Annotated in this window: 27 protein-coding genes and 1 pseudogene; 15 read left to right on the forward strand and 13 right to left on the reverse strand. The window is 56.7% G+C overall.

The window, feature by feature from the left end; translation table 11 throughout:
• Window positions 1-20 precede the first annotated feature (20 nt).
• From Q0915_RS02075 to Q0915_RS02125, 11 genes are all read left to right on the forward strand, one after another.
• Entirely contained in the window at window positions 21-428 is a 408-nt protein-coding gene (locus Q0915_RS02075) for a DUF2177 family protein (RefSeq protein WP_299472773.1), read from the forward strand.
• Between the two features lie 269 nt (window positions 429-697).
• A complete protein-coding gene (locus tag Q0915_RS02080; RefSeq protein WP_299472775.1) occupies window positions 698-2,560 on the forward strand; it encodes an EAL domain-containing protein in 1,863 nt (620 codons plus the stop codon).
• A gap of 383 nt (window positions 2,561-2,943) precedes the next feature.
• Window positions 2,944-3,366 carry a hypothetical protein gene (locus Q0915_RS02085; protein WP_299472777.1) on the forward strand — a complete coding sequence of 141 codons (423 nt, stop codon included), beginning with the start codon at window positions 2,944-2,946 and terminating at the stop codon, window positions 3,364-3,366.
• A 2-nt stretch (window positions 3,367-3,368) separates the two neighbouring features.
• The gene (locus Q0915_RS02090; RefSeq protein WP_299472779.1) at window positions 3,369-5,207 is read left to right on the forward strand and encodes an ABC transporter ATP-binding protein; all 1,839 of its coding nucleotides are present in this window, start codon (window positions 3,369-3,371) and stop codon (window positions 5,205-5,207) included.
• Window positions 5,208-5,511: 304 nt separating this feature from the next.
• Window positions 5,512-6,075 carry a ubiquinol-cytochrome c reductase iron-sulfur subunit gene (gene petA / locus Q0915_RS02095; protein WP_299472781.1) on the forward strand — a complete coding sequence of 188 codons (564 nt, stop codon included), beginning with the start codon at window positions 5,512-5,514 and terminating at the stop codon, window positions 6,073-6,075.
• A gap of 25 nt (window positions 6,076-6,100) precedes the next feature.
• Window positions 6,101-7,366: a cytochrome b/b6 gene (locus tag Q0915_RS02100; protein ID WP_299472783.1), complete on the forward strand. Its 1,266-nt coding sequence runs from the start codon at window positions 6,101-6,103 to the stop codon at window positions 7,364-7,366.
• Window positions 7,367-7,396: 30 nt separating this feature from the next.
• Window positions 7,397-8,236, forward strand: coding sequence for a cytochrome c1 (locus Q0915_RS02105; protein ID WP_299472785.1), 840 nt, complete (start codon window positions 7,397-7,399; stop codon window positions 8,234-8,236).
• A gap of 128 nt (window positions 8,237-8,364) precedes the next feature.
• Window positions 8,365-9,246, forward strand: coding sequence for an S-methyl-5'-thioadenosine phosphorylase (locus Q0915_RS02110; protein ID WP_299472787.1), 882 nt, complete (start codon window positions 8,365-8,367; stop codon window positions 9,244-9,246).
• Window positions 9,247-9,370: 124 nt separating this feature from the next.
• Window positions 9,371-9,919 carry an adenine phosphoribosyltransferase gene (locus tag Q0915_RS02115; RefSeq protein ID WP_299472789.1) on the forward strand — a complete coding sequence of 183 codons (549 nt, stop codon included), beginning with the start codon at window positions 9,371-9,373 and terminating at the stop codon, window positions 9,917-9,919.
• Window positions 9,920-9,925: 6 nt separating this feature from the next.
• The gene (gene bluB, locus Q0915_RS02120) at window positions 9,926-10,588 is read left to right on the forward strand and encodes a 5,6-dimethylbenzimidazole synthase (RefSeq protein WP_299472791.1); all 663 of its coding nucleotides are present in this window, start codon (window positions 9,926-9,928) and stop codon (window positions 10,586-10,588) included.
• A gap of 10 nt (window positions 10,589-10,598) precedes the next feature.
• Window positions 10,599-11,078, forward strand: a complete 480-nt coding sequence (locus tag Q0915_RS02125) for a GNAT family N-acetyltransferase (RefSeq protein ID WP_299472793.1) — start codon at window positions 10,599-10,601, stop codon at window positions 11,076-11,078.
• A gap of 72 nt (window positions 11,079-11,150) precedes the next feature.
• Here the strand turns inward: Q0915_RS02125 and Q0915_RS02130 are convergent, their stop codons facing one another.
• The 4 genes from Q0915_RS02130 to Q0915_RS02145 form a co-directional block, all read right to left on the reverse strand.
• Entirely contained in the window at window positions 11,151-11,561 is a 411-nt protein-coding gene (locus Q0915_RS02130; protein WP_299472795.1) for a DUF6636 domain-containing protein, read from the reverse strand.
• Between the two features lie 113 nt (window positions 11,562-11,674).
• On the reverse strand, window positions 11,675-12,154 hold the full coding sequence (locus Q0915_RS02135) for a MaoC family dehydratase (protein ID WP_299472797.1): 480 nt from the start codon (window positions 12,152-12,154) through the stop codon (window positions 11,675-11,677).
• Entirely contained in the window at window positions 12,151-12,609 is a 459-nt protein-coding gene (locus Q0915_RS02140) for a MaoC family dehydratase (protein WP_299472799.1), read from the reverse strand. The genes Q0915_RS02135 and Q0915_RS02140 overlap by 4 nt, the downstream gene beginning before the upstream one ends.
• Window positions 12,610-12,753: 144 nt before the next feature.
• A complete protein-coding gene (locus tag Q0915_RS02145) occupies window positions 12,754-13,653 on the reverse strand; it encodes an NAD(P)-dependent oxidoreductase (RefSeq protein WP_299472801.1) in 900 nt (299 codons plus the stop codon).
• Window positions 13,654-13,796: 143 nt separating this feature from the next.
• Between Q0915_RS02145 and Q0915_RS02150 the strand changes: the two genes are divergently transcribed.
• Window positions 13,797-14,696: an AraC family transcriptional regulator gene (locus Q0915_RS02150; protein ID WP_299472803.1), complete on the forward strand. Its 900-nt coding sequence runs from the start codon at window positions 13,797-13,799 to the stop codon at window positions 14,694-14,696.
• A gap of 23 nt (window positions 14,697-14,719) precedes the next feature.
• On the opposite strand, the gene Q0915_RS02155 is transcribed toward Q0915_RS02150, so the two are convergent.
• Window positions 14,720-16,495, reverse strand: a complete 1,776-nt coding sequence (locus tag Q0915_RS02155) for an SLC13 family permease (RefSeq protein WP_299472805.1) — start codon at window positions 16,493-16,495, stop codon at window positions 14,720-14,722.
• A 153-nt stretch (window positions 16,496-16,648) separates the two neighbouring features.
• On the opposite strand from Q0915_RS02155, the gene Q0915_RS02160 reads away from it, so the two are divergent.
• Together Q0915_RS02160 and Q0915_RS02165 are read left to right on the forward strand one after the other, a co-directional pair.
• Window positions 16,649-16,816: a hypothetical protein gene (locus tag Q0915_RS02160; protein WP_299472807.1), complete on the forward strand. Its 168-nt coding sequence runs from the start codon at window positions 16,649-16,651 to the stop codon at window positions 16,814-16,816.
• Between the two features lie 251 nt (window positions 16,817-17,067).
• Window positions 17,068-17,232, forward strand: a complete 165-nt coding sequence (locus Q0915_RS02165) for a hypothetical protein (protein ID WP_299474722.1) — start codon at window positions 17,068-17,070, stop codon at window positions 17,230-17,232.
• A gap of 42 nt (window positions 17,233-17,274) precedes the next feature.
• Here the strand turns inward: Q0915_RS02165 and Q0915_RS02170 are convergent.
• The 8 genes and pseudogenes from Q0915_RS02170 to Q0915_RS02205 form a co-directional block, all read right to left on the reverse strand.
• Window positions 17,275-17,373: pseudogene (locus Q0915_RS02170) on the reverse strand (FAA hydrolase family protein); the annotation flags it as partial.
• A gap of 56 nt (window positions 17,374-17,429) precedes the next feature.
• Complete coding sequence (locus Q0915_RS02175) at window positions 17,430-18,077, reverse strand: DUF255 domain-containing protein (RefSeq protein ID WP_299472809.1); 648 nt, start codon at window positions 18,075-18,077, stop codon at window positions 17,430-17,432.
• 126 nt (window positions 18,078-18,203) lie between these two features.
• On the reverse strand, window positions 18,204-19,304 hold the full coding sequence (gene ychF / locus Q0915_RS02180) for a redox-regulated ATPase YchF (RefSeq protein ID WP_299472811.1): 1,101 nt from the start codon (window positions 19,302-19,304) through the stop codon (window positions 18,204-18,206).
• A gap of 138 nt (window positions 19,305-19,442) precedes the next feature.
• Window positions 19,443-20,462 (reverse strand): ribonuclease T, encoded by a 1,020-nt coding sequence (locus tag Q0915_RS02185; RefSeq protein WP_299472813.1) that lies wholly within the window; start codon window positions 20,460-20,462, stop codon window positions 19,443-19,445.
• 134 nt (window positions 20,463-20,596) lie between these two features.
• Entirely contained in the window at window positions 20,597-21,337 is a 741-nt protein-coding gene (pth, locus tag Q0915_RS02190) for an aminoacyl-tRNA hydrolase (protein ID WP_299472815.1), read from the reverse strand.
• 106 nt (window positions 21,338-21,443) lie between these two features.
• Complete coding sequence (locus tag Q0915_RS02195) at window positions 21,444-22,079, reverse strand: 50S ribosomal protein L25/general stress protein Ctc (protein ID WP_299472817.1); 636 nt, start codon at window positions 22,077-22,079, stop codon at window positions 21,444-21,446.
• A gap of 185 nt (window positions 22,080-22,264) precedes the next feature.
• Complete coding sequence (locus tag Q0915_RS02200) at window positions 22,265-22,951, reverse strand: MOSC domain-containing protein (RefSeq protein WP_299472819.1); 687 nt, start codon at window positions 22,949-22,951, stop codon at window positions 22,265-22,267.
• Between the two features lie 13 nt (window positions 22,952-22,964).
• Window positions 22,965-23,519, reverse strand: a complete 555-nt coding sequence (locus Q0915_RS02205; RefSeq protein WP_299472821.1) for a MarR family winged helix-turn-helix transcriptional regulator — start codon at window positions 23,517-23,519, stop codon at window positions 22,965-22,967.
• 88 nt (window positions 23,520-23,607) lie between these two features.
• Between Q0915_RS02205 and Q0915_RS02210 the strand changes: the two genes are divergently transcribed.
• Window positions 23,608-24,366 carry a hypothetical protein gene (locus Q0915_RS02210; RefSeq protein ID WP_299472823.1) on the forward strand — a complete coding sequence of 253 codons (759 nt, stop codon included), beginning with the start codon at window positions 23,608-23,610 and terminating at the stop codon, window positions 24,364-24,366.
• Window positions 24,367-24,434 lie beyond the last annotated feature (68 nt).

Below are 24,434 nucleotides of genomic sequence, written 5' to 3' on the forward strand. Positions count from 1 at the left end.
GTCTAACCGCTGAGGGTCCCATGGTTCAGTACACCACCGCCTACGTCGCGACAGCGCTGGTTTTTCTTGCAGTCGATTATGTCTGGTTGTCACAAGTGGCAACGCGGTTCTATTTCGACAGGATCGGTCACCTGTTGATGGACAAGCCAAACATGGCGGCCGCTGGCGCCTTCTATATAATCTATGTCGTCGGCATCGTCGTCTTTGCGGTCGCGCCGGCATTGAAATCCGAAAGCATGGCGATAGCAATCGTCTACGGAGCCATGTTCGGGTTCTTCACCTATGCAACCTACGACGTAACGAATTACGCAACACTGAGAAACTGGCCTGTCATCGTGACAATCGTTGACGTCGCATGGGGAACCGTCCTGTCTGCATTTTCGGCCGGCATGGGCTATGTTCTTACCCGCCTTGTGACGGCACACTAGTGGGGACGGGCAGACTTTACGGTCTCCTTTGATCCAACAGGCAAGCGGAGCCGATTGCCTGTGGTTTTCGACATCGCCAGCTTGCCAGTACTTTTATTCTTGAGCTTTTTTCTATGAAAACTGTTAGATTTGCGTAATTTTTTCTCGTTTTCGGGCACTTTTAATTGTCAAAAATCTCGATAACTATACGCCTGAGCAGGCGTTTAGTATTTTTTTCAATGTATTTTGGGACCCTAGTCTTGGATGCTTGGAACAATCGACGAAAATGAATGGAAGACTACACGGCTGACCTGTCCGCACTGGACCTGATTTTTATTGTCGGGGTGACAGCGCTGCTTCTGTCTGCCGTGTTTCTTGCCGGCCGCCTGGTAGGCAAACGATCCTCTCGTGATGTGGATTCAGAATTCGGAAACGACGCAGCCGTCCTGAAGACTGTGGTCGAACATGCTCATGAAGGCTTGGTGATGCAGGACATTTACGGCCGGATCGAGTGGTCGAATCCTGCCTATACGCGTATCACCGGGTTTAGCGCAGAAGAAATTCGGGGGCGCCGTCCACAGGAATTCATCCTCCCTCCCAATAATCAGCTGACTGCTGAAGACTTGAACAACTTCAAATTCGACCTGGGGAAATTCTCGTCCGGATTCAAGGAGTTGATCCAGAACCAGCGCAAGAACGGCGAACTTTTCTGGAATCAGCTCACTTTCGCGCAAGTTGAAGGCGATACCGACGACAAGACGCGCATGATCATCCTGTGCCAGGACGTGACCCGCGAGGTCGAGCGATTTGCCGAACTTGAAGAAACGCGAAAGCGGTTGAAGTATCAGGCCGAGCACGACGAACTGACCGGTCTTGCAACCCGGGCGAAGATCACAGCCTTCCTGCAGGAGCGACTATCGACGGGCGGCGGCGATGCGCGCCCGGTTGGCGTCATTCATTTCGATCTGGATCATTTCAAGGATATCAATGACAGCCATGGTCACAGCGCCGGTGACACGGTGCTCCGTCATGTGGCCGGCGTGCTCAAGTCGGTTGTCGCCGACAAAGGAGTTGTTGCCAGGGTCGGCGGCGACGAGTTTCTGGCCGCAATATCCGATCCAACCGGACCCGATCAAATGGAGCAGCTCGGACAACAGATGCTCGATGATCTGACCAGACCGGTCACGATCGAGCGGGAAAGACTGAAAGTCGCCGGGAGTGTCGGTCTGGTTCTTGCCGACACGGGCAAAACCAGCCTTGCTGAACTCATCAACCGGGCTGACATTGCACTTTATGCGGCAAAGAAATCCGGGCGCGGGCGCTATTCCTGGTACACTGACGCACTTGGAGCCGCCCACCGGCACAAGCGCATGAGCATGGCGCAACTGGACCAGGATCTTGAAAGCGGCAACCTGACTTTATTGATGCAGCCGCAATATGATCTCCAGGAAAAACGTGTGATGGGCTATGAAGTGTCCACTCATTGGCTGCACCCGTCCGAAGGCCTTGTCGATCCGGCCAAAATGCTCTCCGAGCAGGAAGACACCAAGCGTATCGCACGCATTGAACAGTTTGGCCTGAAGCAGGGTCTTGCCGAGGTCAGGCGGATGCGCGAAGCGACGGGCAGTTCTTATTCGCTGACGGTCGACCTGACAGGCGCAAGCGTCGGCCCCCCGGATTTCGAAGAGAAACTGTGCCAGTTGTGTGAAGACGCGGACTTTCCGTTGGAAGGCCTGATCGTTCAACTCACGCCGCAGGCGATCCACTTCGACGAACCCGGCTGCCTTCAACATGCGATCGACAAAATCTCAAAACTCGGCTGCCGGATTGCGCTCGACAATGTCGGTAGTGTTCACGGCGGTGTAGCCCAACTCATTCAGGTCAGCGCGCATGTCATGAAAATCAGTCCCTGGCTGGTGCGTGACCTGGAAACGGACGCGAAAAAGCGACACCTGACCCAGGCGGTCATCGAACTTGCCGACAAGTTCGGGTGCCAGGTTATGGCGGTAGGTGTGGCCACCGAAGCTCAGCGCGAGATCCTGCGGGACTATGGGTGCCGATTCATTCAGGGTGACCTGATTGCCGCGCCCATGTCGGCCAGAGAAGCCGAAATTCACTTGCAAGAATTTACGACCGGGAACGTATTGGACTGAATCTGTTGCAGATCCGCCGACCCGATGTGTCCGAATGGCAACAGGTGTCAGTTTCGTCCCATCTATATTCGTGTTGCCTCTTTCCATTTTCACCAAAAACGGTTAGGACATTTTCCGGTCAACTCATGAGTGTTGACACTTTTCCCTGCGACATACAGGTCGCGCAGCCAGGAGGGCATACATGATAGATCTTTGCATGATCCACCCGTGCTTCGCCCACGCCGGTTGCAGCAAGGTCGCCCCACGGCAGCGTTAGGCGCCGTCGCACCTTCTCTTTCTCAATAATTTTGCGGTGAACGGCTCAAGCCGCTGTGCGTGCTGCACGCCTTCGAAGGCGTGTCTGCCATCACCATCAATCCAGATCCCTTTTCGGAGCTGTTCCGATGAATTCGTTTTTTGTGCAGGACCCGTCTGTGCGTGCAGACCGTCCGGATATCGAGATGCCTCCGGCTCGGCAACCGAGACCGGGGCGCAGACTTGCCCGCTATTTGACCGCGACCGCCATGTTTTTCGGAACGACGCTCGCGGTGGCAGTGCTCTTGTTCGTGCCGGTGCTGGCTTTCAACTTAAGCCGCGTCGAAGCTCTTGAAGTCGCCGGAGAATACATGCCGGTGACCGTCTTCATGGACGAGCTGGGTGCGCTGTTCTGGGGCACGGCAATCATCGCCCTTGCATTCACAAGTTTTATGACCGGCCTCCTGTTCATGTCTGCCGGCGCAACCATTCGTCCGCGCTCGACGCCGATCGGCAGGGAGGATGCCCTGATGCATCTGACCGTGCTACGGTTGAGCCGCTCTGAGAGGTAGTCATGTTTGACCGTTTCGAAAAGCTCGTTGATCCATTTGAGAAAACCGAGCTTGACGTTCCACCGAAAGGGTTTTGGGCCTTCTGTTGGTACTATACCAAGCCAGTCTGGCCGATCCTTCTTGCCGTCTCGATTCTCGGCGCTCTGATTGCAGTCCTGGAAGTCTTGATTTTCACGTTCTTGGGCGAGCTGGTCACCTGGCTCAGCACGGAAAACACCGAAACATTCTTCCAGGACAACTGGGGTCAGCTGGTCTGGATGGCAGTTGTCGTTCTTGTCCTGCTGCCGGGCTTTGCAGCTGTCTGGGAAATGGCTTTTCACCAGGGCCTTATGGGGACTTACCCCATGTCGGTGCGGTGGCGGGTTCATCGCTATCTGTTGCGGCAAAGCATCTCGTTTTATCAAAACGACTTTGCCGGCAGGATTGCCAACAAGCTGATGCAGACGGCACTGGCAGTCAGGGAAGTCGTTACCCGGATTGCCGATATCCTCGTCTACGTAATCGTCTATTTCGTTGCGGCTTTGTTTGTGGTGGCCGAGGCAAGTCCATACTTCGCCATTCCCTTTCTCGCGTGGCTCGGGTGCTATCTCGTGACGATGCGGGTATTCATTCCGCGCCTGAAAAACGTCTCCAGAGACCAGGCGGATGCGCGTTCCCTCATGACGGGACACGTCGTGGATGCCTACACGAACATCTCGACCGTGAAACTTTTTTCTCACGCTGAGCGTGAGGAGGAGTATGCCAAGTCATCCATGAAGTCGTTCCTCAAGACGGTGTTTTTGCAGATGAGGCTGGTGACGGGGATGAACATCACCCTGACGACGCTCAACATGTTCCTGCTTTTCGCCGTTGCTGGAATGTCGATCGGTCTTTGGCAGGCGGGCCGCGTCACGACAGGGGAGATCGCGGTCGCGGTGGCTCTTGTCCTGCGGTTTCAGGGTATGTCTCAATGGATCTTGTGGGAAGTGTCCGGACTGTTTGAAAACGTCGGCACGGTCCAGGACGGCATCAACACGATTTCCAGAGAACGGGATGTCGTTGATACGCCGGATGCCAAAGCACTTTCCGTCCCGAAAGGCGAAATCCGGTTCGATGGTATAGGTTTTCACTACGGCAAGAAAACCGGTGTCATCGAAGAGCTGAATCTGACGATTGCTCCTGGCGAGAAGATCGGACTGATCGGCAGATCCGGGGCCGGTAAATCCACGCTCGTCAATCTGCTGCTGCGCTTTTACGATCTGGAGCGCGGCCGCATTATGATAGACGGCCAGGATATCGCAGGTGTTCGACAGGACGACATCCGGGCCAATGTGGGCGTCGTCACCCAGGACACCTCGCTCCTGCACCGTTCGATCTTCGAGAACGTGGCCTATGGCAAGTCGGATGTCGCGCGGACCGATGTCGAAGCGGCGCTGGAAAAAGCGCACGCCATCGAGTTCGTGGCCGGTCTGACCGATCTCAACGGACGCAATGGGCTTGACGCGCATGTCGGCGAACGTGGCGTCAAACTCTCCGGCGGCCAGCGCCAGCGTGTTGCCATTGCGCGCGTGCTGTTGAAGGACGCTCCGATCCTGGTTCTGGATGAAGCGACATCCGCGCTCGATTCAGAAGTGGAACTTGCGATCCAGGAGAGCCTGTTCGAGTTGATGAAGGGCAAGACCGTGATTGCGATCGCGCACCGATTGTCAACGATCGCGGCCATGGACAGGCTTATTGTCATGGACCAGGGACGAATCATCGAACAGGGCTCACATCAGGAGCTTCTGGACAAAAACGGATTGTATGCGCAGCTTTGGCGGCACCAGTCCGGCGGGTTTCTGGCACCCGTCCAGGCGGCATAATTGCCTGCACAAAACAGCAAGAGCGGGATTCCTTTGAAATCCGCTCTTGCGCTCGTTCCCCAAAAAAGGGCAGAAAAGCGGCGTGGTGTTTTTTTTGCCTGCGACATATGCGTTTTGTGGCGTTTGTTGATCTGGACAAGCGTTTCGAAGGGTGCAAAAAGACAAGCCGCTTGGCCGATGCGGAAAACTGCCGCACCCGGCCACCGTTGAGCCCGGCATGGTTCCGGCTATCCTTTCTGGCAAGGGACGGCCCGGACATGATGCGGGCTTTCGGTACAGGTAGAATTTTGAAGGGGACGCGACCTTGGCACACAACACGGATGCGGAAGAACCGAACCGCCGTGACTTTCTCTACATCGCGACCGGTGCAATGGGCGTTGTGGGCGCCGGCGCTTTGGCATGGCCGTTCATTGATCAGATGAACCCGGATGCCTCCGCACTTGCACTGGCGTCTATTGAGGTTGATGTGTCTGCCGTCGAAGAGGGGCAGTCAATCACAGTTAAATGGCGCGGCAAGCCGGTCTTCATCCGCAACCGCACCGAAACGGAAGTCACCGAGGCCACAGACGTGCCGATGTCGGATCTTCCGGACAAACTGGCGCGTAATGCGAACCTGCCAGCGGATGCGGAAGCAACCGACCCGAACCGGGGTGTCAAGGACAAGGAAAACTGGCTCGTCCAAATCGGCATCTGCACGCACCTTGGTTGCGTTCCTATCGGCGATGCAGGCGAATTCGGTGGCTGGTTCTGCCCGTGCCACGGTTCGCACTACGACACGGCCGGCCGCATTCGCAAAGGCCCGGCTCCCGAGAATTTGCTGATTCCGCCGCTCGAGTTCGTCACCGACTCGACGATCAAGATCGGCTAACGGCATAAATTTTTAGGAGACAGCCATGGCTGGACATTCAAACTACGTACCGCAAAGCGCTGCGGCCAAGTGGCTGGAAAGCCGCCTGCCGGTGATATCGCTCATGCGTGGTTCTTTCGTCGACTTCCCGACTCCGAAAAACCTCAACTACTGGTGGACCTTCGGCGGGATTCTGTTTTTCGTGCTGATCGCCCAGATCCTCACGGGCATCGTTCTTGTGATGCATTATACACCCAGCACAGGCGCGGCCTTCGACAGTGTCGAGCACATCATGCGCGACGTGAATTTCGGCTGGATGCTGCGGTACCTGCATTCCAACGGCGCGTCGATGTTCTTTATCGCCGTCTATATTCATATCTTCCGGGGGCTTTATTACGGTTCCTACAAGGCGCCGCGCGAGATCTCGTGGATCCTTGGCGTGATCATCTTCCTGATCATGATGGGCACGGCGTTCATGGGTTACGTCCTGCCTTGGGGTCAGATGTCCTTCTGGGGCGCGACGGTTATCACCAACCTGTTCTCGGCTATCCCGCTTGTCGGTGAAAGCATCGTGACCTGGCTCTGGGGCGGCTTTGCGGTCGACAATCCGACGCTGAACCGGTTCTTCTCGCTGCACTATCTGCTGCCGTTCATGATTTTCGGTGTTGTCATCCTGCACGTGTGGGCCTTCCATACGACAGGCAACAACAACCCGACAGGCGTTCAGCCGAAGACCAAACAGGACACGCTGCCGTTCCATCCGTACTACACGGTCAAGGATCTGTTCGCGATCGTCGTGTTCATGATCTTCTTCGCCTGGTTCGCTTTCTACCTGCCGAACTATCTTGGGCACGCGGACAACTACATCGAAGCGAACCCGCTGGTTACGCCGTCTCACATCGTTCCGGAGTGGTACTTCCTGCCGTTCTACGCGATCTTGCGTGCGGTTCCGGACAAGCTCGGCGGCGTTGTTCTGATGTTCGGTGCCATCGCCGTTCTGTTCATCCTGCCCTGGCTTGACACATCCAAGGTCCGCTCTGGTGCCTACCGTCCGCTGTTCAAGCAGTTCTTCTGGATTTTTGCGGCTGTTTGCGTGGCACTCGGATACCTGGGCGCAATGCCTGCCGAGGGCATCTTCGTGACGCTGTCGCGGATCTTTACCGCCTACTATTTCGCGCATTTCCTGATCATTCTGCCGATGCTCGGTTTCCTTGAAAAACCGAAGCCGCTCCCGGCATCGATCTCGGAAGCTGTGCTGAAGGGTGGATCGGGCCAACCGGCCGGCGCCGCAGCCGCGCCGGAAATGAAATAACGCGAACCGGATCAGGAGTTATTTGAGACAATGAGCACCATGATCAAAATGGTTCGGGCCTTCGCAGCGGTGGCGTCTCTCGCCATCGCGACACCGGCGATCGCTGCTGGCGCCAATGTGGAAATCGATTATCAGAACTGGTCCTTTGCCGGCCCATTCGGTTTCTTTGACAGGGCGCAGTTGCAGCGCGGCTTCAAGGTCTATCGTGAAAACTGTTCCGCCTGCCACGGTTTGCGACTGGTCGCATTCCGCAATCTTGCTGAAAACGGCGGTCCGAGCTTCACGGAAGACCAGGCAAAGGCCGTTGCGGCCGAATACACCGTCATCGACGGTCCGGACGACTTCGGCGAAATGTTCGAGCGCCCGGCGATCCTGGCAGACCGTTTCCCGTCTCCGTTCCCGAACGAGCAGGCGGCCCGTGCGGCCAACAACGGCGCCTATCCGCCGGACTTCTCCCTGCTTGCAAAAGCGCGCGCGGCACAGCGTGGCTTCCCGGGCTTCGTGTTCGATATCTTCACGCAGTACCAGGAGAACGGTCCTGACTACATCTACTCGCTTCTGACGGGTTATGTAGATGCGCCCGAAGGCGTCACGGTGCCGGACGGTCAGTACTATAACCACTCGTTCCTGGCCGGTGAGTTCATCTCGATGGCGCCGCCGCTTTATGACGAGGCGGTAGAGTACACCGACGGAACTCCGATGACGGTCGAGCAATACGCAAAAGACGTTTCAGCGTTCATGATGTGGGCCGCAGAACCCCATCTTGAAGACCGCAAGAAGATCGGCTTCCGCGTGATGATCTTCCTGATCGTGTTCGCAGGATTGCTCTACTTCACCAAGAAGCAGCTGTGGCGCAACGTCGAACACTGACCGGGTCCAATATGGACAGATCTCGAAAGGCGGGCCTTGGGCCCGCCTTTTTTTCTTTTTGATCTGTTCAACATGCATGCCGCTTGTTAATCAGCAGGTCGGACTGTTGCATGACTGGAGACTTGGAAATGGCTGACGCGGTTCTTGGGATAATCGGCGGGTCCGGCATCTACGACCTTCCCGGACTTCAAAATTCCGAATGGATAACCGTCGAAAGCCCGTGGGGCACGCCTTCCGACCAGGTTCGCATTGGTGAAATCGACGGTTTGAAGATCGTGTTTTTGCCCCGGCATGGCAGGGGGCATGTCTATTCGCCAACCACGATAAATTACCGTGCCAATATTGATGTCATGAAACGTTGCGGCGTGACGGATCTCCTTTCGGTTTCCGCATGCGGCTCGCTCAAGGAAGAACATGCGCCGGGGACTTTCGTTCTTGTCGATCAGTTCATCGACCGGACAATCGCGCGTGAAAAGAGCTTCTTCGGGACCGGCTGTGTCGCGCATGTCTCCATGGCAACACCGGTGAGCCCAAAGCTGATCGATGCCGTTGCAGCCGCCGCAGAAGCGGAAAGCCTCGCCTATGCCCGTGGCGGGACATACCTTGCGATGGAAGGACCGCAATTCTCCTCGCTCGCCGAGAGCCATCTCTACCGGTCGTGGGGTTGCGACGTGATCGGGATGACAAACATGCCGGAAGCAAAGCTCGCCCGCGAAGCGGAAATCTGCTACGCAACCGTCGCCATGGTGACTGACTACGACAGCTGGCATCCGGACCACGGGGAAGTCGACATTCAGGCGATCATCAAGGTCCTGCATGACAATGCGGAGAACGCTCAGCGTCTTGTGGCACGCGTTGCGCGCGATTTGCCTCGCGAACATCAGTCTTGCCCGGCAGGGTCGGATACGGCGCTCGAATTCGCCTTTATAACCGCGCCGGAAAAACGGGATCCAGTGCTTGTCGCAAAGCTGGATGCTATCGCCGGTCGCGTTTTGAACAAAGCTGGCTAGCTCTTTCCGGACGGCCACAACATTCATTGAATACTAGCGAATTCGCTTCGATCAAACGCGCAAACTTGGTATAAGCGTCGGTCGGGGCATGTGCCGGAACGATCAGCCGAAGAAAGAGAGCTCGATGACCGAACAGACAATCCAGGATGAATTGATCCACGCGATCCGCACGATCAAGGACTATCCGAAAGAGGGCATTCTGTTTCGCGATATCACGACGCTTCTCGGCAACGCACGCGCCTTCCGGCGCGCCGTGGACGCGCTCGTTCAGCCCTGGGCCGGCTCGAAGGTAGACCAGATCGCGGGCATCGAGGCGCGGGGTTTCATTCTGGGTGGCGCCGTAGCGCATCAGGTTTCCGCTGGGTTTGTTCCGATACGCAAAAAAGGAAAGCTGCCGCACGAGACCGTGCGGATTGCGTATTCGCTCGAGTACGGGCTGGATGAGATGGAAATGCACAAGGATGCGATCCAGCCTGGCGACCGCGTTATTCTCGTTGACGATCTGATTGCGACCGGCGGCACGGCAGAAGCGGCCTGCAAGCTGCTCAGATCGATGGGTGCGAATATTGAGGCAGCCTGTTTCATTGTCGATCTGCCGGATCTGGGTGGACGCAAGAAGCTGGAGGAGCTGAGCGTTCCCGTCCGCACGCTGGTGGAATTCCCCGGGCACTGACAGCCGATGGCAGACGAAGCCGATAGTCCGGTCGACCGGCCCCAGTTCACAGACGACTTTCGGTGCGATTTCGAAACACTCTTGAAATGGCGCAGAGACGTGCGCCGTTTCAAGAGAGATCCGCTGCCTGTGGGCAAGCTCGACAACTTGCTCCGTCTCGCCGATCTTGCGCCATCTGTCGGGAACAGCCAGCCATGGCGCATTGTGGTTGTCGGCAGTGAGGAGAAACGGGACAAAGTAATCGCGTGCTTTGAAACGCAGAACGAGCTTGCGTCCCAAAAGTACGACCGGGACCAGGCGCTTCGGTACAAGCAACTTAAACTTGCCGGGCTCCGGGAAGCGCCTGTTCACTTGGCCGTTTACTGCGACACGGATCCGGTGCAGGGCGCAGGGCTTGGCAGGGCCACGATGCCTGAAACGCTTGCCTACTCGGCCGTCGGCATGATCCACACATTCTGGCTGGCCGCGCGGAGCGAAGGAATCGGCGTTGGTTGGGTATCAATTCTTGAACCTGAGACTGTCTCAACGATCCTTCAGGTTGACGCCAACTGGCAGCTCGTGGCTTATCTATGTGTTGGTTATCCCGAAGAAGAACACGTCGACCCGGAACTTGAACGCGCGCGCTGGCAGGCGCGCAGTCCCTTGAAAAGCCGGATATTCACCCGCTAGGAGCCCCTAAATGCCTGTGATCATTCGACCTACGGAAGAAAGCGACTATGACGCCGTGCGTCAGCTTCTGACGGACCGCTGGACTGCCCCTGAAATCATGCTCGACAATGAAGTGTTCGATGCGCCACGGTTACCGGGCTATGTCGCCTTTGACGGCGACACTCTGGTCGGACTGGTGACGCTGATCAAGCGCGACGGCGAGTGGGAAATCCTGACGCTGGATTCGATCAATCGCTGGGGGGGCGTCGGTAGCCAATTGCTGGACGCGGTCGTGACTGAAGCGCGCTCGCAAAACGTACCCCGTCTTACGGTCAGAACGTCCAACGACAATCTCGATGCGTTCCGGTTCTACCAGCGGCGCGGTTTCCGTTTCGAACGGATCGGGCAGGGTGTGATTGACCAGGAACGTGAACAGAAGCCTGGCATCCCGCTGCGCGGCGACTATGGTATCGAGATCCGTGACGAGGTGCTATTCGCAAGAGCCCTCTAACCAACGCTCGGGACCCGGCCTGAACGACTATCAAAGCCAGGTGCCGAGCTTATGTCCGCTGCGATCCCTTTCTCAGAACACTTCTTGCCGCCGTCGCGACAGGAAGAAACCGTGACCGTCAAGGTTTTCGCACCGAAGGCCCTTCGTTGACGAGAAGCAGGTGAATCCGCCGAATTCGCCCGTAACGCCATATTCGGCCCGGTCGAAGCCACCTTTGTCCCGGCTTGTCCGCTCGCACAGAATTTCGGCAGGGCCTCTGTCGGCCATGTAAAACGTATGTCCCCAGTCCGACGCGCAGGTCGCCGGTTTGGGAAGGGGCGGGGCCCCACCCCGCTCAATAATCGTGCAGGTGAGGTCGGACGACTCGGCGCCTTCCCCAACTACGCATTGAATATTCTCAGACGGTGTCTCAAAGGTCCACACATCGGCATGCGCTGCCGATGCTCCGAACGTGATGGCACAAATGGCGTATCGTATGAACATGGGGAGCACTCAATTCCTTGATCTCAAAATTCGACCTGAACATTCGCCACACGGCACGCGCTCGTCGTCCCAATTGGCGCTGATCCTTTGGGCCACGCAACGGTACATTGAAACTATTGTGTTTTTCTCTCAACGAACACCGTTGCCTTGAAGGAAAACACCAGCGTCCCATCCTGATTGTGCGCCAGCATGTCCGAGTGGATCAGGCCCCATTCGGGGCGGCTGCGGCTCTCCGTTTTGCCGGTGACTATGCGCGTGTAGCGGAGCGTGTCGCCGGGATAGACAGGCCTGATCCACTTCAGATCCTGAAACCCCGGTGAGGGGCCGATCTGTGCAATCGGAGTGTCCGATTTCCGGGCTTCGTCCTGGAGCTCCCGCATCTTTGAAACGAACAGCTTCATGAATATCGATGCGGTGTGCCAACCGGATGCACACAGACGTCCGAAATGGGTTTTTGAAGCCTCTTCTTCGCTCAAATGAAAAGGCTGCGGATCGTACTTCTCGGCAAAGCGGATAATCTCGTCCTTGTCGAAAGTGTAGTTGCCGAGTTCAAGGGTTTCGCCGACAGTGACGTCCTCAAAAAACGAAATCATTCGCCGGCCTCCTGCTTTTCAAACAAGACCGGGTTTTCCCATTCGATAACCTCTGTGTCGTTCTGGTTGACCGCTGTGATCTTTATAAAGACCATCCCAAGAAGCGGCTTGGAACGCAGATCCTTTGTATCCAGGATCTGGGCACTGGCGGACAGGACATCTCCCGGAAATACGGGATGTTTCCACTTCAGCCTGCTGACGCCTGGCGACCCGCGGCCCGAACTCTTGTTGAAGAGGTTCGTGGCCAGAAGGCGCATGACGATGCTGGCTGTATGCCAGCCCGAGGCGGCCAGACCTCCGAGCATTGACGCCTTTCCGCCCTCGTCGCTGACGTGAAAATCCTGCGGGTCGAACTCTGTTGCGAACTCGATGATGTCGTCTCTGGAGACTTCGATCGAGCCAAGGTCAAGTTCCTGCCCTGCCGTGAAGTCTTCGAAATATCGTGGTGTTGTCATGAAAGCGGGCTGTTCGGTTGCCTTTGAAGGTGACACAAGAAGCTTTAGATGAAGTGCTGTTGCCAATGTTTCGTAACACGAACCTGCCGGCGCCCGAAAGACAGATGCCAAGTCGATCCGTCCTGGTCACCTAGTTTGTCTGCTTCAACCGCTGACATAGTTGCGCCAATTGTGCTCCTCACGAAAACCGAGCACTTCACGGATCTTGCGATTTGAAAACAGGGCCTCGTGTGTTCCCAGGCCGCGGCTTAGCGGCACGTCCGGGAAGAAGCGCGCCAGGATTTCCGCGTTCGGCATGTTGACCGAATTGGTATCGTTTCCCGCATTGAAGACCTGGAAACCCAGGCTATCCTTTTCAAGGCACAAATCGACGATCTGTCCGAGATCCCTTGCGTCGATATAGCAGAAAATGTTCCGCCGCCGCTGCGCCGGGTTTTCAAAGAAGTCCGGAAAGCGATCATATTCATGCGGCTCGATGACGTTGCCGATGCGCAGCGCATAGATATCGGCCCCCGAGCGGCGCTGAAAGGACCGCGCGGTCTGTTCGTTGACGACTTTGGAGAGGCCGTAGCTGTCCATCGGATTGACGTCGTAGTCTTCTTCCACCGGAAGGATATCCGGGTCGACGGTTCCGTCGGCAAAACAGACGCCATAGGTCGTTTCGGACGAGGCGATCACGATCTTGCGGATGCCGAGTTTCACGGCCGCTTCGATCACATTGTAGGTCCCGACCGTGTTGACCTCGAATGTCTTGTTGTCCGGGTGAATCAGGATGCGCGGAACGGCCGCAAAATGCACGACGGCATCGAATGCGGGCACTCCGGTGCCGGGTTCCAGCTCGTCGAAATTGGCGTAGCTGGTCATGACGTTGAACATCTCACCCGACTGCGTAATGTCCGCTGTCAGGTTGTCGACACCCGGATGGTCGAGTGGGGTCAGATCGACATTTACCACCCTGTGCCCCTTACCCAGCAAATAGGGCACGACGTGCCGCCCCGCCTTGCCGGAACCGCCGGTGAAGAGAATTCGTTTGGTGCTACTCATTTTTCCGATCCCGGTTGGTTTGGCTGCGGTGCGACCATAGGGGAGGCGTGTCACAAGACAAAGTGCCTGGCGGTCACAAGTCCGCAAGATTTGTCAGATGGGCCGGTGCTAGGTTGACCTCAATCGAGCAAGGACGGTTCCGAATGACAAATCACGAAAAGCGGTCGATCTCCCCGAAAGACGATGGTTATTTGCGGCGTTTCACGCGCGTCATCGAGTACATCTATGCGCATCTCGACGAAGATCCGGATCTGACCGTCCTGGCGGAGGTTGCCGCGCTGTCTCCCTGGCACTGGCATCGCGTTTGGCATTCTGCCTACGGCGAATCGGTCGTTGCGACCGTCAAGCGATTGAGACTGCACAGAGCGTCAGCGGATCTTACCTATTCCCGGATGCCGATTGCCGAGATCGCCGCCAGAGCCGGTTACGGCAGCCAGGAAGCGTTCAGCCGAAGTTTCAAGAAAGTCTATGGGCAATCTCCCTCGAGCTATCGCGAGGGAGGTGTCGAAGGCCGACTCGAGCCCGCCAATGGCGGTGCTCCCATTCCCCGAACCAGAGGATCACTTCTCATGCATAAAGTTGAAATCAAAGCCATTCCGACAGACACGCTCGCGGTCATTTCTCACAAAGGTCCCTATATGGAAATCGGCAAAGCCTTTGAAAAAGCCATCGGCGTGCTGGTCAGTCGAAATCTCATGGGACAGGCCGGCGCGATGAAGGGACTTTACTATTCCGATCCGACGCATGTGCCGGAAGATGAGCTTCTCTCGGCCGCAGGCGTGTCGGTCTCAAAAGGGTTCCCCATCGAGGCCCCTCTTGAAGCGATCGAAACCTATGGCGGCGACTATGCTGTCCTGCACTACAAGGGTCCCTATGCCGATATGAAATTGGCGTATGAGTGGCTCTATGGCGAATGGCTGACCCAGTCGGGTCGGGAGCCGGCAGATGCGCCCTGCATGGAAGTCTATCTCAACAATCCGCGAGACACGGCCCCTGCAGACCTCCTTACCGACATCTGCCTGCCGCTGAAGCCTGCCGCCTGACGGTTCTCGGTTACTGCGTCCACTCAAAGCGGCCAGAAAACCAGGATTGCGGGTATGGAAACTGCCAGGACGAGGATCTCGAGCGGCAGACCAATGCGCCAGTAATCGCCGAACCTGTAGCCTCCGGGCCCCATGATGATGGTGTTGTTCTTGTGTCCGATCGGCGTGAGGAAGGCGCAGGACGCGGCGACGGCCACAGCCATCAAAAACGGGTCCGGATTGACGTTGAGGGTCCCGGCAATCTGGACGGATATGGGAGCCGCGATCAGGCATGTCGCCACATTGTTCAAAAAATCCGAAAGGGTCATTGTCACGATCATCAATACGGTGAGGGTGACCCATGCGGGCGCTCCCGCAGTGACTGCAACAATACCGTCGGCAATCAACTGCGCATTGCCGGCGTTTTCAAAGGCCTGACCGAGCGGGATCAACGAGCCGAGAAGGACAATGACCTTCCACTCGACCGCGTTGTAGACTTCCGAACCGCTGACAAGACCTGTCGCCGCGTAGAGCACCACGCAAGCAGCAAGGGCCACCGGGAGATAGGCGAACCCGGCGACCGCCACCGCAATTGCCAGAATGAAGCCTGCAATCGCGAGCCAGGCCTTGTTGCGCTGGATCATGCCCGTCTGGCGCCCTTCCAAAGGAAGAACTCCCAACCATGTGAACGCGTTCTCCAGCCGTTCGGGTGTTCCGATCAGCAACAGAACATCGCCGGGACGGATGATCTCGTGCCGCACGCGTTTCTGGATGCGCCGGCCTTCGCGCGAGATACCCAGCAACGTGACGCCGTGGCCATAGAGCAGCCTCAGATTGAATGCGTTGGTTCCTGTTATGCGGGCACTGTCCGGTGCGATGGCTTCGGCGAGCGACAATGCGGATCCACCAAGGCCGCCCTTGTGCCTTTCGGATCCTGCAAAGCCGAGTTTGGCGGCGCCCATGAAGCTCTCGATCGCTTTCGGGTCACCCTCAACAACGAGGAAATCACCGCTTTTGATCGGCTCACGCCTCGCAAACCCTTTGATGCGGCGCCCGTTTCTGATCAGGCCGATGATCGTGACATCCTTGTCTTCGGCCACGGGATATAGGTCGCCGACCGAAACCGGGTTTTCCTCCGAGACCTTGCTGACTTTCAGCTCCGCGGAATAGAGGCTGTCGGCAAAGCCTTCGTCCTTCGGTTTTTCGCGAAAATGGGCCGGAAGAAGCCGCCAGCCGAACAGGGCAACAAATGCAATTCCGAATGTTGCCACTGTCAGACCGACCGGCGCAAAATCGAACATGGAAAACGGATTGCCGAGCGCATCGGACCGATACTCGGCAATAACGATGTTTGGAGGTGTTCCGATGAGCGTGATCATGCCGCCGAGGATCGTCGCGAACGAGAGTGGCATCAGCGACAGGCCTGGGGATCTTCCGGCCTTTTTGGCTGCTTCCAGATCAAGAGGCATCAGCAGCGCCAGGGCGGCAACATTGTTGATGATGCCGGACAGACCCGCTCCGACAACCGACATCAGTGTGATGTGCCGGGCCAACCCCCTGGAGGCCGACAGCAGGCGGTTCGCAATCAATTCGACCGCGCCGGAATTCATAAGTCCCTTGGAGACGATGAGGACGAGCGCGATGATGATGACAGCGGAATGGCCGAAGCCTGCAAAAATCTGATTTGAGGGAACAAGTCCCAGCAAGGCTCCGACGATCAATGCCGCGAAAGCAACGAGATCGAACCGGATACGGCCCCAGACAAGAAGCGCGAAGACAATCCCGAAAAGTGCAAACAATGCGATCTGGTCAAAGGTCACGAATAAATTCCCCGGAATACAAATCAGTGCAAATCAGGTGAAGCTGAACATGACGGATCGTTAATCTCAAGGCCACGTAGCGAACATCCGCCGTCACCACATTCTTTTCAGCAGCAAGGCAATGATGCACTTGCATAGAAGGGAGTGAGTTAGATGAAGTTTAAGAACAGCCCGCTTGACACTGTCGATATCATGGCGCGTGCATCGCACGACCAACAGGCACGTCTGAGTTCCCTGTTTGGTTTCGGCAAACAAATCAGCAAGTGGAAGAACCATAAAGGTCCGAACCCGCTGACGATGCTGGGCCTGGACCGCAGCTAAGAAAACCCCTGCTGGCTTGCCAGCGGGGTTTTTTAGTGCGGTCTATTCAAAACAGCACCCGGCCCGCTGGAGAAGTACCTTGTTTGCAACCCCGCCGGTTCCATTGAACAGAGCCGGGCGCATTTTCCAGTCGCCCTTATGGGATTGTGGACGGTTTGTAATCCTCCATACAGACACCGGACACAGGCGCGCACCATATCCTCGTCAGGCACAAGGCTTTGAAGCCTTTGCAACAGAAGAGGAGAAAAATGATGGAATACAACAATCGCTCATACTACGAAATGAGCCGCTTGCTTCGCGAATATGGTGCTCCGGTCACAAACTCGAGCACACGCACGGATCTCAAGAAGAACCGCAAGTGGTTAGACCAGAGAGGTCCCAACCCTTTGATGATGATGGGTCTGGATCGTAGCTAAGAAAAACCCCGTTGGAAGCGCCAACGGGGTTTTCTTTTGTCTTTTGTCCGGATCATGTCCCATCTCGACCGCGTGTGCGGCGTAATTGCGCCCGATGCAATGGACACGGCGGACAGGAAAGACGTCTTCGGCCCCTTGCATTGGAAGAGAAGGAATGGACGTGCGCGTGATTGCGTAAGTCTTTGAGGGTCCGTGCGTTATTGGAGCGCCGCTTGATAGGCTTTTTTCAGGGAAGACAGAAGCCTCGTCCGGTCATACCCGCGATACCAGTCGAAGTCTTCATCGCGGCGTGTCTCTGCGAGATCGGCGTCAACGACCGCGCGAAACTTACCCGAGGCATTCACCACAAACACAAAAGGGATTCCGTCCCCCAGATGATCCAGGGCACCCGAATTTTCCAGTACCCGGTCTCCGTTCGGGGCGAAGAAATAGTCAATATGCAAGACGATGAAATGATCCCGAACGAAGGTGTTCAGCTCAGCGGCTTCGGCGCTCACATCCCGGTTTTCACGCTCGTACAAGGTAGCTTCATAGATCTCGTCCGGCTCACCTGGATCAGCATAGACGTAGTCGAACTTTGTCTTTTCTCCGCCAAGATAGGCGTTCAACACATGACACCAGATGCACCACTCCGCACCGTAAGAGACCAGCACCACTTTGCCCTCTTTCGCGGCTCTCTGCATTGCGATTTCAAAGAGCAAAAGCTGATCGGTGCATTCGTCGTAGATCCTGGCACTCCCGTGACGGCAGTCGGGATCGATTTGCTCGGGAACTTTGGTGAAACCCGCTGCGTGGCCGCAAATCAGTGCGGACAGGTAGATGCAAATTGCCAACAGAACTCTCATCGGGATCAGCCTCTTTCATGCGCAGGCAGACCAAAGGTGCAGATCCGGTCCGCGGACCTGACATGCACCTTCGGGCAAATTGCTTTAAATTCATGAAAGAGGGGGGAAGTCCCGCGTTCTCAGTATCTATGTGTTGAACTTGAAGAGCAGAACGTCGCCGTCCTTGACGATGTATTCCTTGCCTTCGTCGCGTGCCTTGCCAGCCTCCTTGGCCGGGTTTTCGCCACCGAGTGTCACGTAGTCATCATAGGCGATTGTCTGGGCACGGATGAAGCCGCGCTCAAAATCGGTATGAATGACCCCTGCAGCCCCTGGCGCCTTGGTGCCCTCTGTAATGGTCCAGGCGCGGGTTTCCTTCGGACCGGCGGTGAAGTAGGTGATCAGACCAAGGAGGTCGTAGCCGGCGCGGATCATCCGGTCGAGGCCGGGCTCATCCAGGCCGATTGTTTCCAGGAATTCGTCCTGCTCGTCCTTGTCGAGCTGTGAGATTTCCGCCTCGATGGCCGCGGAAATGACGACCGCGACCGCACCTTCTTGCTTGGCTCTTTCAGCAACCTTTTGCGACAGTTCGTTGCCGTCCGCCGCTGAGGCTTCGTCGACGTTGCAGACGTAAAGCACGGGCTTGGAGGTCAGCAGATTCAACCCCTTCAGCATCTTGGCTTCTTCAGCATCGGCTGTCTCAAGCGCACGGGCCGGTTTGCCGTCCTGGAGGAGAACAAGAGCAGCTTCCATGATCGGCAGAACAGCCTTGGCTTCCTTGTCGCCGCCATTTGCCTTCTTTTTCAAGGGGGCGATGCGGCGCTCCAGACTTTCCATGTCCGCAACCATGAGTTCGGTCTCGACCGTTTCGGCATCGGCGAGCGGGTCAATGGCACCGTCGACATGGGTGATGTCGTCGTCTTCGAAGCAGCGCAGCACGTGGGCAATGGCATCGACTTCACGGATGTTGGCCAGGAACTGGTTGCCGAGACCTTCCCCCTTCGACGCTCCGCGAACAAGACCTGCAATGTCGACAAAGGTGATCCGTGTCGGAATGACCTCTTTCGACTGCGCAATTTCACGGATCGCATAGAGGCGCGAATCCGGGACCGCAACTTCACCGGTATTCGGTTCGATTGTGCAAAACGGATAATTGGCGGCCTGGGCCGCTGCGGTTTTGGTAAGCGCATTGAAAAGCGTGGACTTGCCGACATTCGGCAGCCCGACAATGCCGCACTGGAATCCCATGGGAGATCGCTTTCGGTTCGTGTCTGAAACTGTTGCCGCGCTACATGCCCGAGCACGCCCAGCAGGTCAAGGCTTGGCCTGCGCGGGAGCGCAAAACAAGCCTTGCTTCCTATGATCTGTGCCTGGATACCGGTCGGCCTACTGTAGCCCGGCGGGATCGACGATACCGCGTTTGCATCCCATGCCTGTGGTGTCAGCTGAACGCATCAGGTCGCCTAGATCGGAGGTCTGCGAAATCGTACCCTGCAGGCTTATCCAGATTTCGTTGATCAAGGTGCGGCCGGAATCCGATTTGCATTTGATGAGGACTCGTTCCCCGCTACCGTTTCCGAAACTTGTATCGAAGGCGGCCCTGATTTCCGCGCCCGTGATCTCGTTGCCAACGTTGTTGAAGAAGAGGTCGCCGACGGCGGAGTCGTTGACGAGCCCCGTCAGGTAAAGCGTGTCGTCATAGTATTCGTCAGCACCACCTTCACCGAAGTAGCAGGTGCCGTGCTTGATCCATTCATGATGGTGCAGGAAGCTCGCAAATCCCGGCATTGCAGCTTCCAGTGCATCAGCGGTTTCGGTGTCTATTTCCGGTGTGGGCAGACGGTGCCAGTTGTCAGGATTGTCCAGGTTTCTGATCGTGGCGGGAACGCCGCAATAGTCGTTGCCCTTTGGCTGCGGCCAGAGGCCGTGTATCGACAGTTGCCGCGTGGTGTGCGGAAGGTGGCCGTCGTTGAGATCCCGGCACTCCTTTTTGCCCGGACGGGTTTCGCAAAACGCAGGTTGCCAGCTCAGCGTCAGCAGATTGTCGGTCGATTCCGTTCCGGTCTGGTCAATGACGACGTCGTCCGTGTCTTCAATCTTTCCGCTGGTGCGGGTATCGGCTTCAACGACGTGGAGGCCGCAGGAGGTGCTGACCCAACGCGACGGAGTGACAGGTGCGCCGTCGACCTGCACCTGGAAGAAATCTCCACCTTCCTTGTTGATGCCGAGCATCTTGTAAGCCATGTCCGGGTGCGTGACGATGTTGCCCGGATTTGTCTGCTTGTTCTTGCTCTGATACGCCTCGCAAGCCTTTTCGGCTATGAAATACCCTTCAAGCTTGACGAAGGCGGAAGCGGAAGTTGTGAAAGTTATTGAAATTGCTGCAATTATTAGAGATCTAAGCATGGTCCATCTCCCAAATTACAATGAAAAACATTGTACCATTGCGGAGTCGCCATGTCGATTTTGTGACGCGAATCACACTTTTTATTCTCGTTAAAGTAGTAATTCGAGGCTGATTTTTCGAGCGTGGACGGGTCTTATTTTCCACCCAGAAGTTTTTTTAGCATTTCGGCCATCGGTCCGGATTTGGGCAGGTCGACCGGTTTCTTCTGACGCGCCTGGCGGACGTGACTTTGCCCCTTGGGTTTTTGCGTTCCGCTCTTGTCCGTACGGGGCGTGCCGCCTTTTTCAGTCCGCTGCGCTTTTTCAGGAGCCAGCGCAAGCGTCAGTTTGTTCGCGAACTGGCTGTCCTTGCCTTCGGCCAGCAAATCCGCGTGATCCGCGATATTTAGAAGCAGCGGTTCAAGCCAGTCGCGGTCCGACTTCGCAAAGTCGCCGAGCACATGGTTCGAAACAAGTTTCTTGTCGCCTGGATGCCCGATACCAAGACGAAGTCTGCGGTAGTCGGCGCCAATATGGGCCGTAAGCGATCTCAGCCCGTTGTGGCCTCCGTGCCCGCCCCCGTTTTTCATCCTGAATTTGGCGGGCGGCAGGTCGAGTTCATCGTAGAGAACAACGATGTCTTCGGGTTCGACCTTGTAAAACCGGGCTGCTTCCCCGACCGAGCGGCCCGATTCATTCATGTAGGTGGAAGGTTTCAGCAAAAGGACTTTTTCGCTGCCAAGCCTGCCTTCCGATACCTGTCCCTGAAAGCGGGCGCGCCAGGGCTGGAAGCCGGAATGGCGGCGATGAATTTCGTCAACGGCCATGAAACCGATGTTGTGCCGGTGCCCCTCGTATTTGGAGCCGGGATTGCCAAGTCCGACGATCAGTTTCATCTCGCACCTTCAACATCATGGCTGAAACGAAAAGGCAGCCGAAAACGGCTGCCCCGATACAGAAGGCGGTGGCCGCCTTCTGTGAAAATCCGGTCGAAGCGGAAGCTTACTCGCTGGGAGCTTCTTCTTCGGTTGCTTCTTCTTCGGAAGCCTCGCCTTCTTCTTCTTCCTTCATGCCGGCCGGTGCAGCGATCGTCGCGATGGTGAAGTCGCGATCGGTGATCGTCGGCTGGCAGCCTTCCGGAAGAGTCACAGCGGAAATGTGCAGGCTGTCGCCCGGTTCCGCATTCGCCAGGTCAATCTCGAGGGATTCCGGAATCGAGTCGGCCGGAACGGTCATTTCAACAGTGTGGCGAACAATGTTCAAAACGCCACCCTTCTTGAGGCCCGGGCAATCTTCTTCGTTCAGGAACTGAACCTGAATTTCAACGGTAAGGGTCGCACCCTTTGCAACGCGCAGAAAGTCGACATGCAGGACATCGTCACGCACCGGGTGCAGCTGAAAGTCCTTAGCGATAACCTGATGCTTTTCGCCGTCAACGTCGATGATGCCGATCTGTGCGGTGAAGCCACCCTTGTGCAAGGTAAGCGTGGTTTCCTTCACCGGGATGGTGATCGGCATTGCCGGTTTTTTGTCACCGTAGATCACGGCAGGTAGAAGGCCTTCGCGACGCAGTGCCCGTGCGGCCCCCTTGCCCACCCGGTCCCGTGCCGACGCCTTCAGCTCATAGCTGGCAGCCATGGCAAACTCCTTGAGTGTATGGTAACGGACCGGCGAACCACCTTATCATGCTGACTTGAGTTGTCCGGGATCGGTCCAGGTGCGCCTCCTCCAGGGGTGCAGGCGCGAGCGCGCGTATAGCGGAAAAGCTTAGAAGATGCAAGCGCCGCGGCAGATTCTGAAGGGCGTCATCGTTTCCGTCCTGACTATCCCTGCAGTCTCCGGGTGGTGTCTTCAACAAATTTCGGATCTGCCTTTTTGGCAAAGGATGCACGCCAGGGCTCTGCGAGCTGCTCAAGGTCTGAGAGAGCTTTCGCGATCCCGGGATCCAGACGGGGATTGAACCTTGCCAGGATGACGTCGCGCAGGTTCCATTCAGGGCAAGGGCGTTCCACAAGCGACAAGCTGTCTCCTTCCTGCAGAACCCCGGTCTCCAGCACCCGCACGTACCAGCCGGTCTTGCCGGTTTTCTGGAACGATGCTGCCATTGCCGGGTTGCCCGTATGAAGGTTCAGTTTCCAGCAAGGCTGGCGGCCCTGTGAAATCTGAAGACGCACCTGACCGGCTGCCAGAACGTCGCCAATACAAAGGTTTTCTTCAGTGAAGCCGGCGCTCGAGATGTTTTCACCGAAGCCGCCGGATTTGAAGGTTTGAGAGGTTTGCGGAAAAGCCTCGAGCCAGTCTGCGTAATGTTCCAAGGGATAGATGTGCAAGGCTTTGTCAGGACCTCCGTGCGCTTCCAGATCCGCTTGCCGGTCTCCGGCGAGACCCGTGGGCGTCACCTCCCGTGGTCCTTGGCGGCGGCTTTTGCGTATGGCGGAAGACGCTTTTCCTTCCCAGCGATTTTCGGGGCTTCCTTCGTAAAGACCGAGAATTTTGGCAGTTGCTTCCATGGTCGTATGGTTCCTAGGCGGCTTCATGTTCGTGGCAGATTTCTTCAGAGTCGGATTTATTGAGTGGAACTTCGAGAAGGCTGCAATAGCCACCTCCTGCTTGTGGCGCAAAATGCCTGCAGGAGCGACAGATGCCGAAAGATCTGCCGCTTCGTTTCCGGAGAATTGCCAGCACCAGCGTTTTCAGGGATCCGGCGAGGCACTCGACAGTTTCCGAGGGCAGCTCATCAATGACATCGCTCAGGTCTGAAGCAGGCTCATCCAGCAATGCTCTCCCGTCGCCCGTCACGTCATATCGGATACTGCGCTTGTCGGCTTCGGATCTGGTCTCATTGATCAGTTTTTTGCGTGCAAGGGCCTTCAGCGTCTGGGACGCCGTTCCGCGGGTGGTCGCGAGATAGTCGGCAACGTGTGACGGTGAACGCGAGAACCTGTTGGCGCGAGCGAGATAGGCAAGCGCTGCAAATTGTGACGGGTTCAGCGGACCGTTCCAGTCTTCAGCAGCGTTCAGCCTTGAAAGCCGATCGATGAGTTCCCGGATCGCCAGGGCGTGAGTCGTGTCGTTCATGCTCAATATGTAGCGAGTCGAAATTAAACTTGCAATAGTTTCGACTCGCTACTATTAAATCTCCATCGTCAAATCAGGAGTTTTGCAAATGTTGAAATCGATCCTTGGAACTTTGGTGATTGCGAGCGTTCCGGCGCTTGCGCTTGCAGATGGTGAGCATAACCATCAAGCGCTGCATCAGGAGGGGGCGGTTCTGTCGCCTGAGAACACCGCTCTCGACCCGAACTACGATATTCTGGCGGCACATGTTCACCGTGAAGGCCGTGTCGTCACATTCCACATGACGCTCAAGGGTACAGCCGGCGAGACAATCCCGGAGCCCGCCGGAGAGCTCGCGGGGGCACCGGTTCAGGCTTATGTCTGGCCAACCTCACTTCCGCCGGAAAGCGTCGGGTTTGAGGGAGGTGAGGGAATACTCGCCCTTGTCGCAACCAGCCATCCCGACTTCGACGACACACCGCTCTTTGATGAAGATGGCGATGGGGATGTCGCCAATGACGGTGCAAAATGGCATTCGCACTGGGTGGTGCTTGCACCAAGTGACGCGTGTGGCGCCGGGGCGCTTTCCGTTCAGGACATACCGGACGGTGCGACGCCGAAGATGCCTGCGACCTGGCCGGGTTTGCCCCTATATCTCGACAGTCCGGGATTCACTCCCATTCTCGAGGGCCCGGAAATCACCATCAACGTTTCGTTCGCCGACGAAGCGACTGCGGCGGGCCTGTCCTATGACGGTGTCACGTCGGCACTGCGGGTCAACCAGAACGTCCATGCGCCTCTGCTTTGCGTCACGGACGTCTTCGATGTCGCGTCCGGTGATCTGAGCCTGCCGGGAAAACTGAACTGAGCAGCACCCGAGGTGTTGGCGCGTGTGCTCTTGGGATGAGTGCGTGAACCACGGTTGTGCCGGTCCAG

Origin of the sequence: uncultured Roseibium sp., assembly GCF_947494555.1 — a bacterium.
Classification (GTDB): Bacteria; Pseudomonadota; Alphaproteobacteria; order Rhizobiales; family Stappiaceae; genus Roseibium.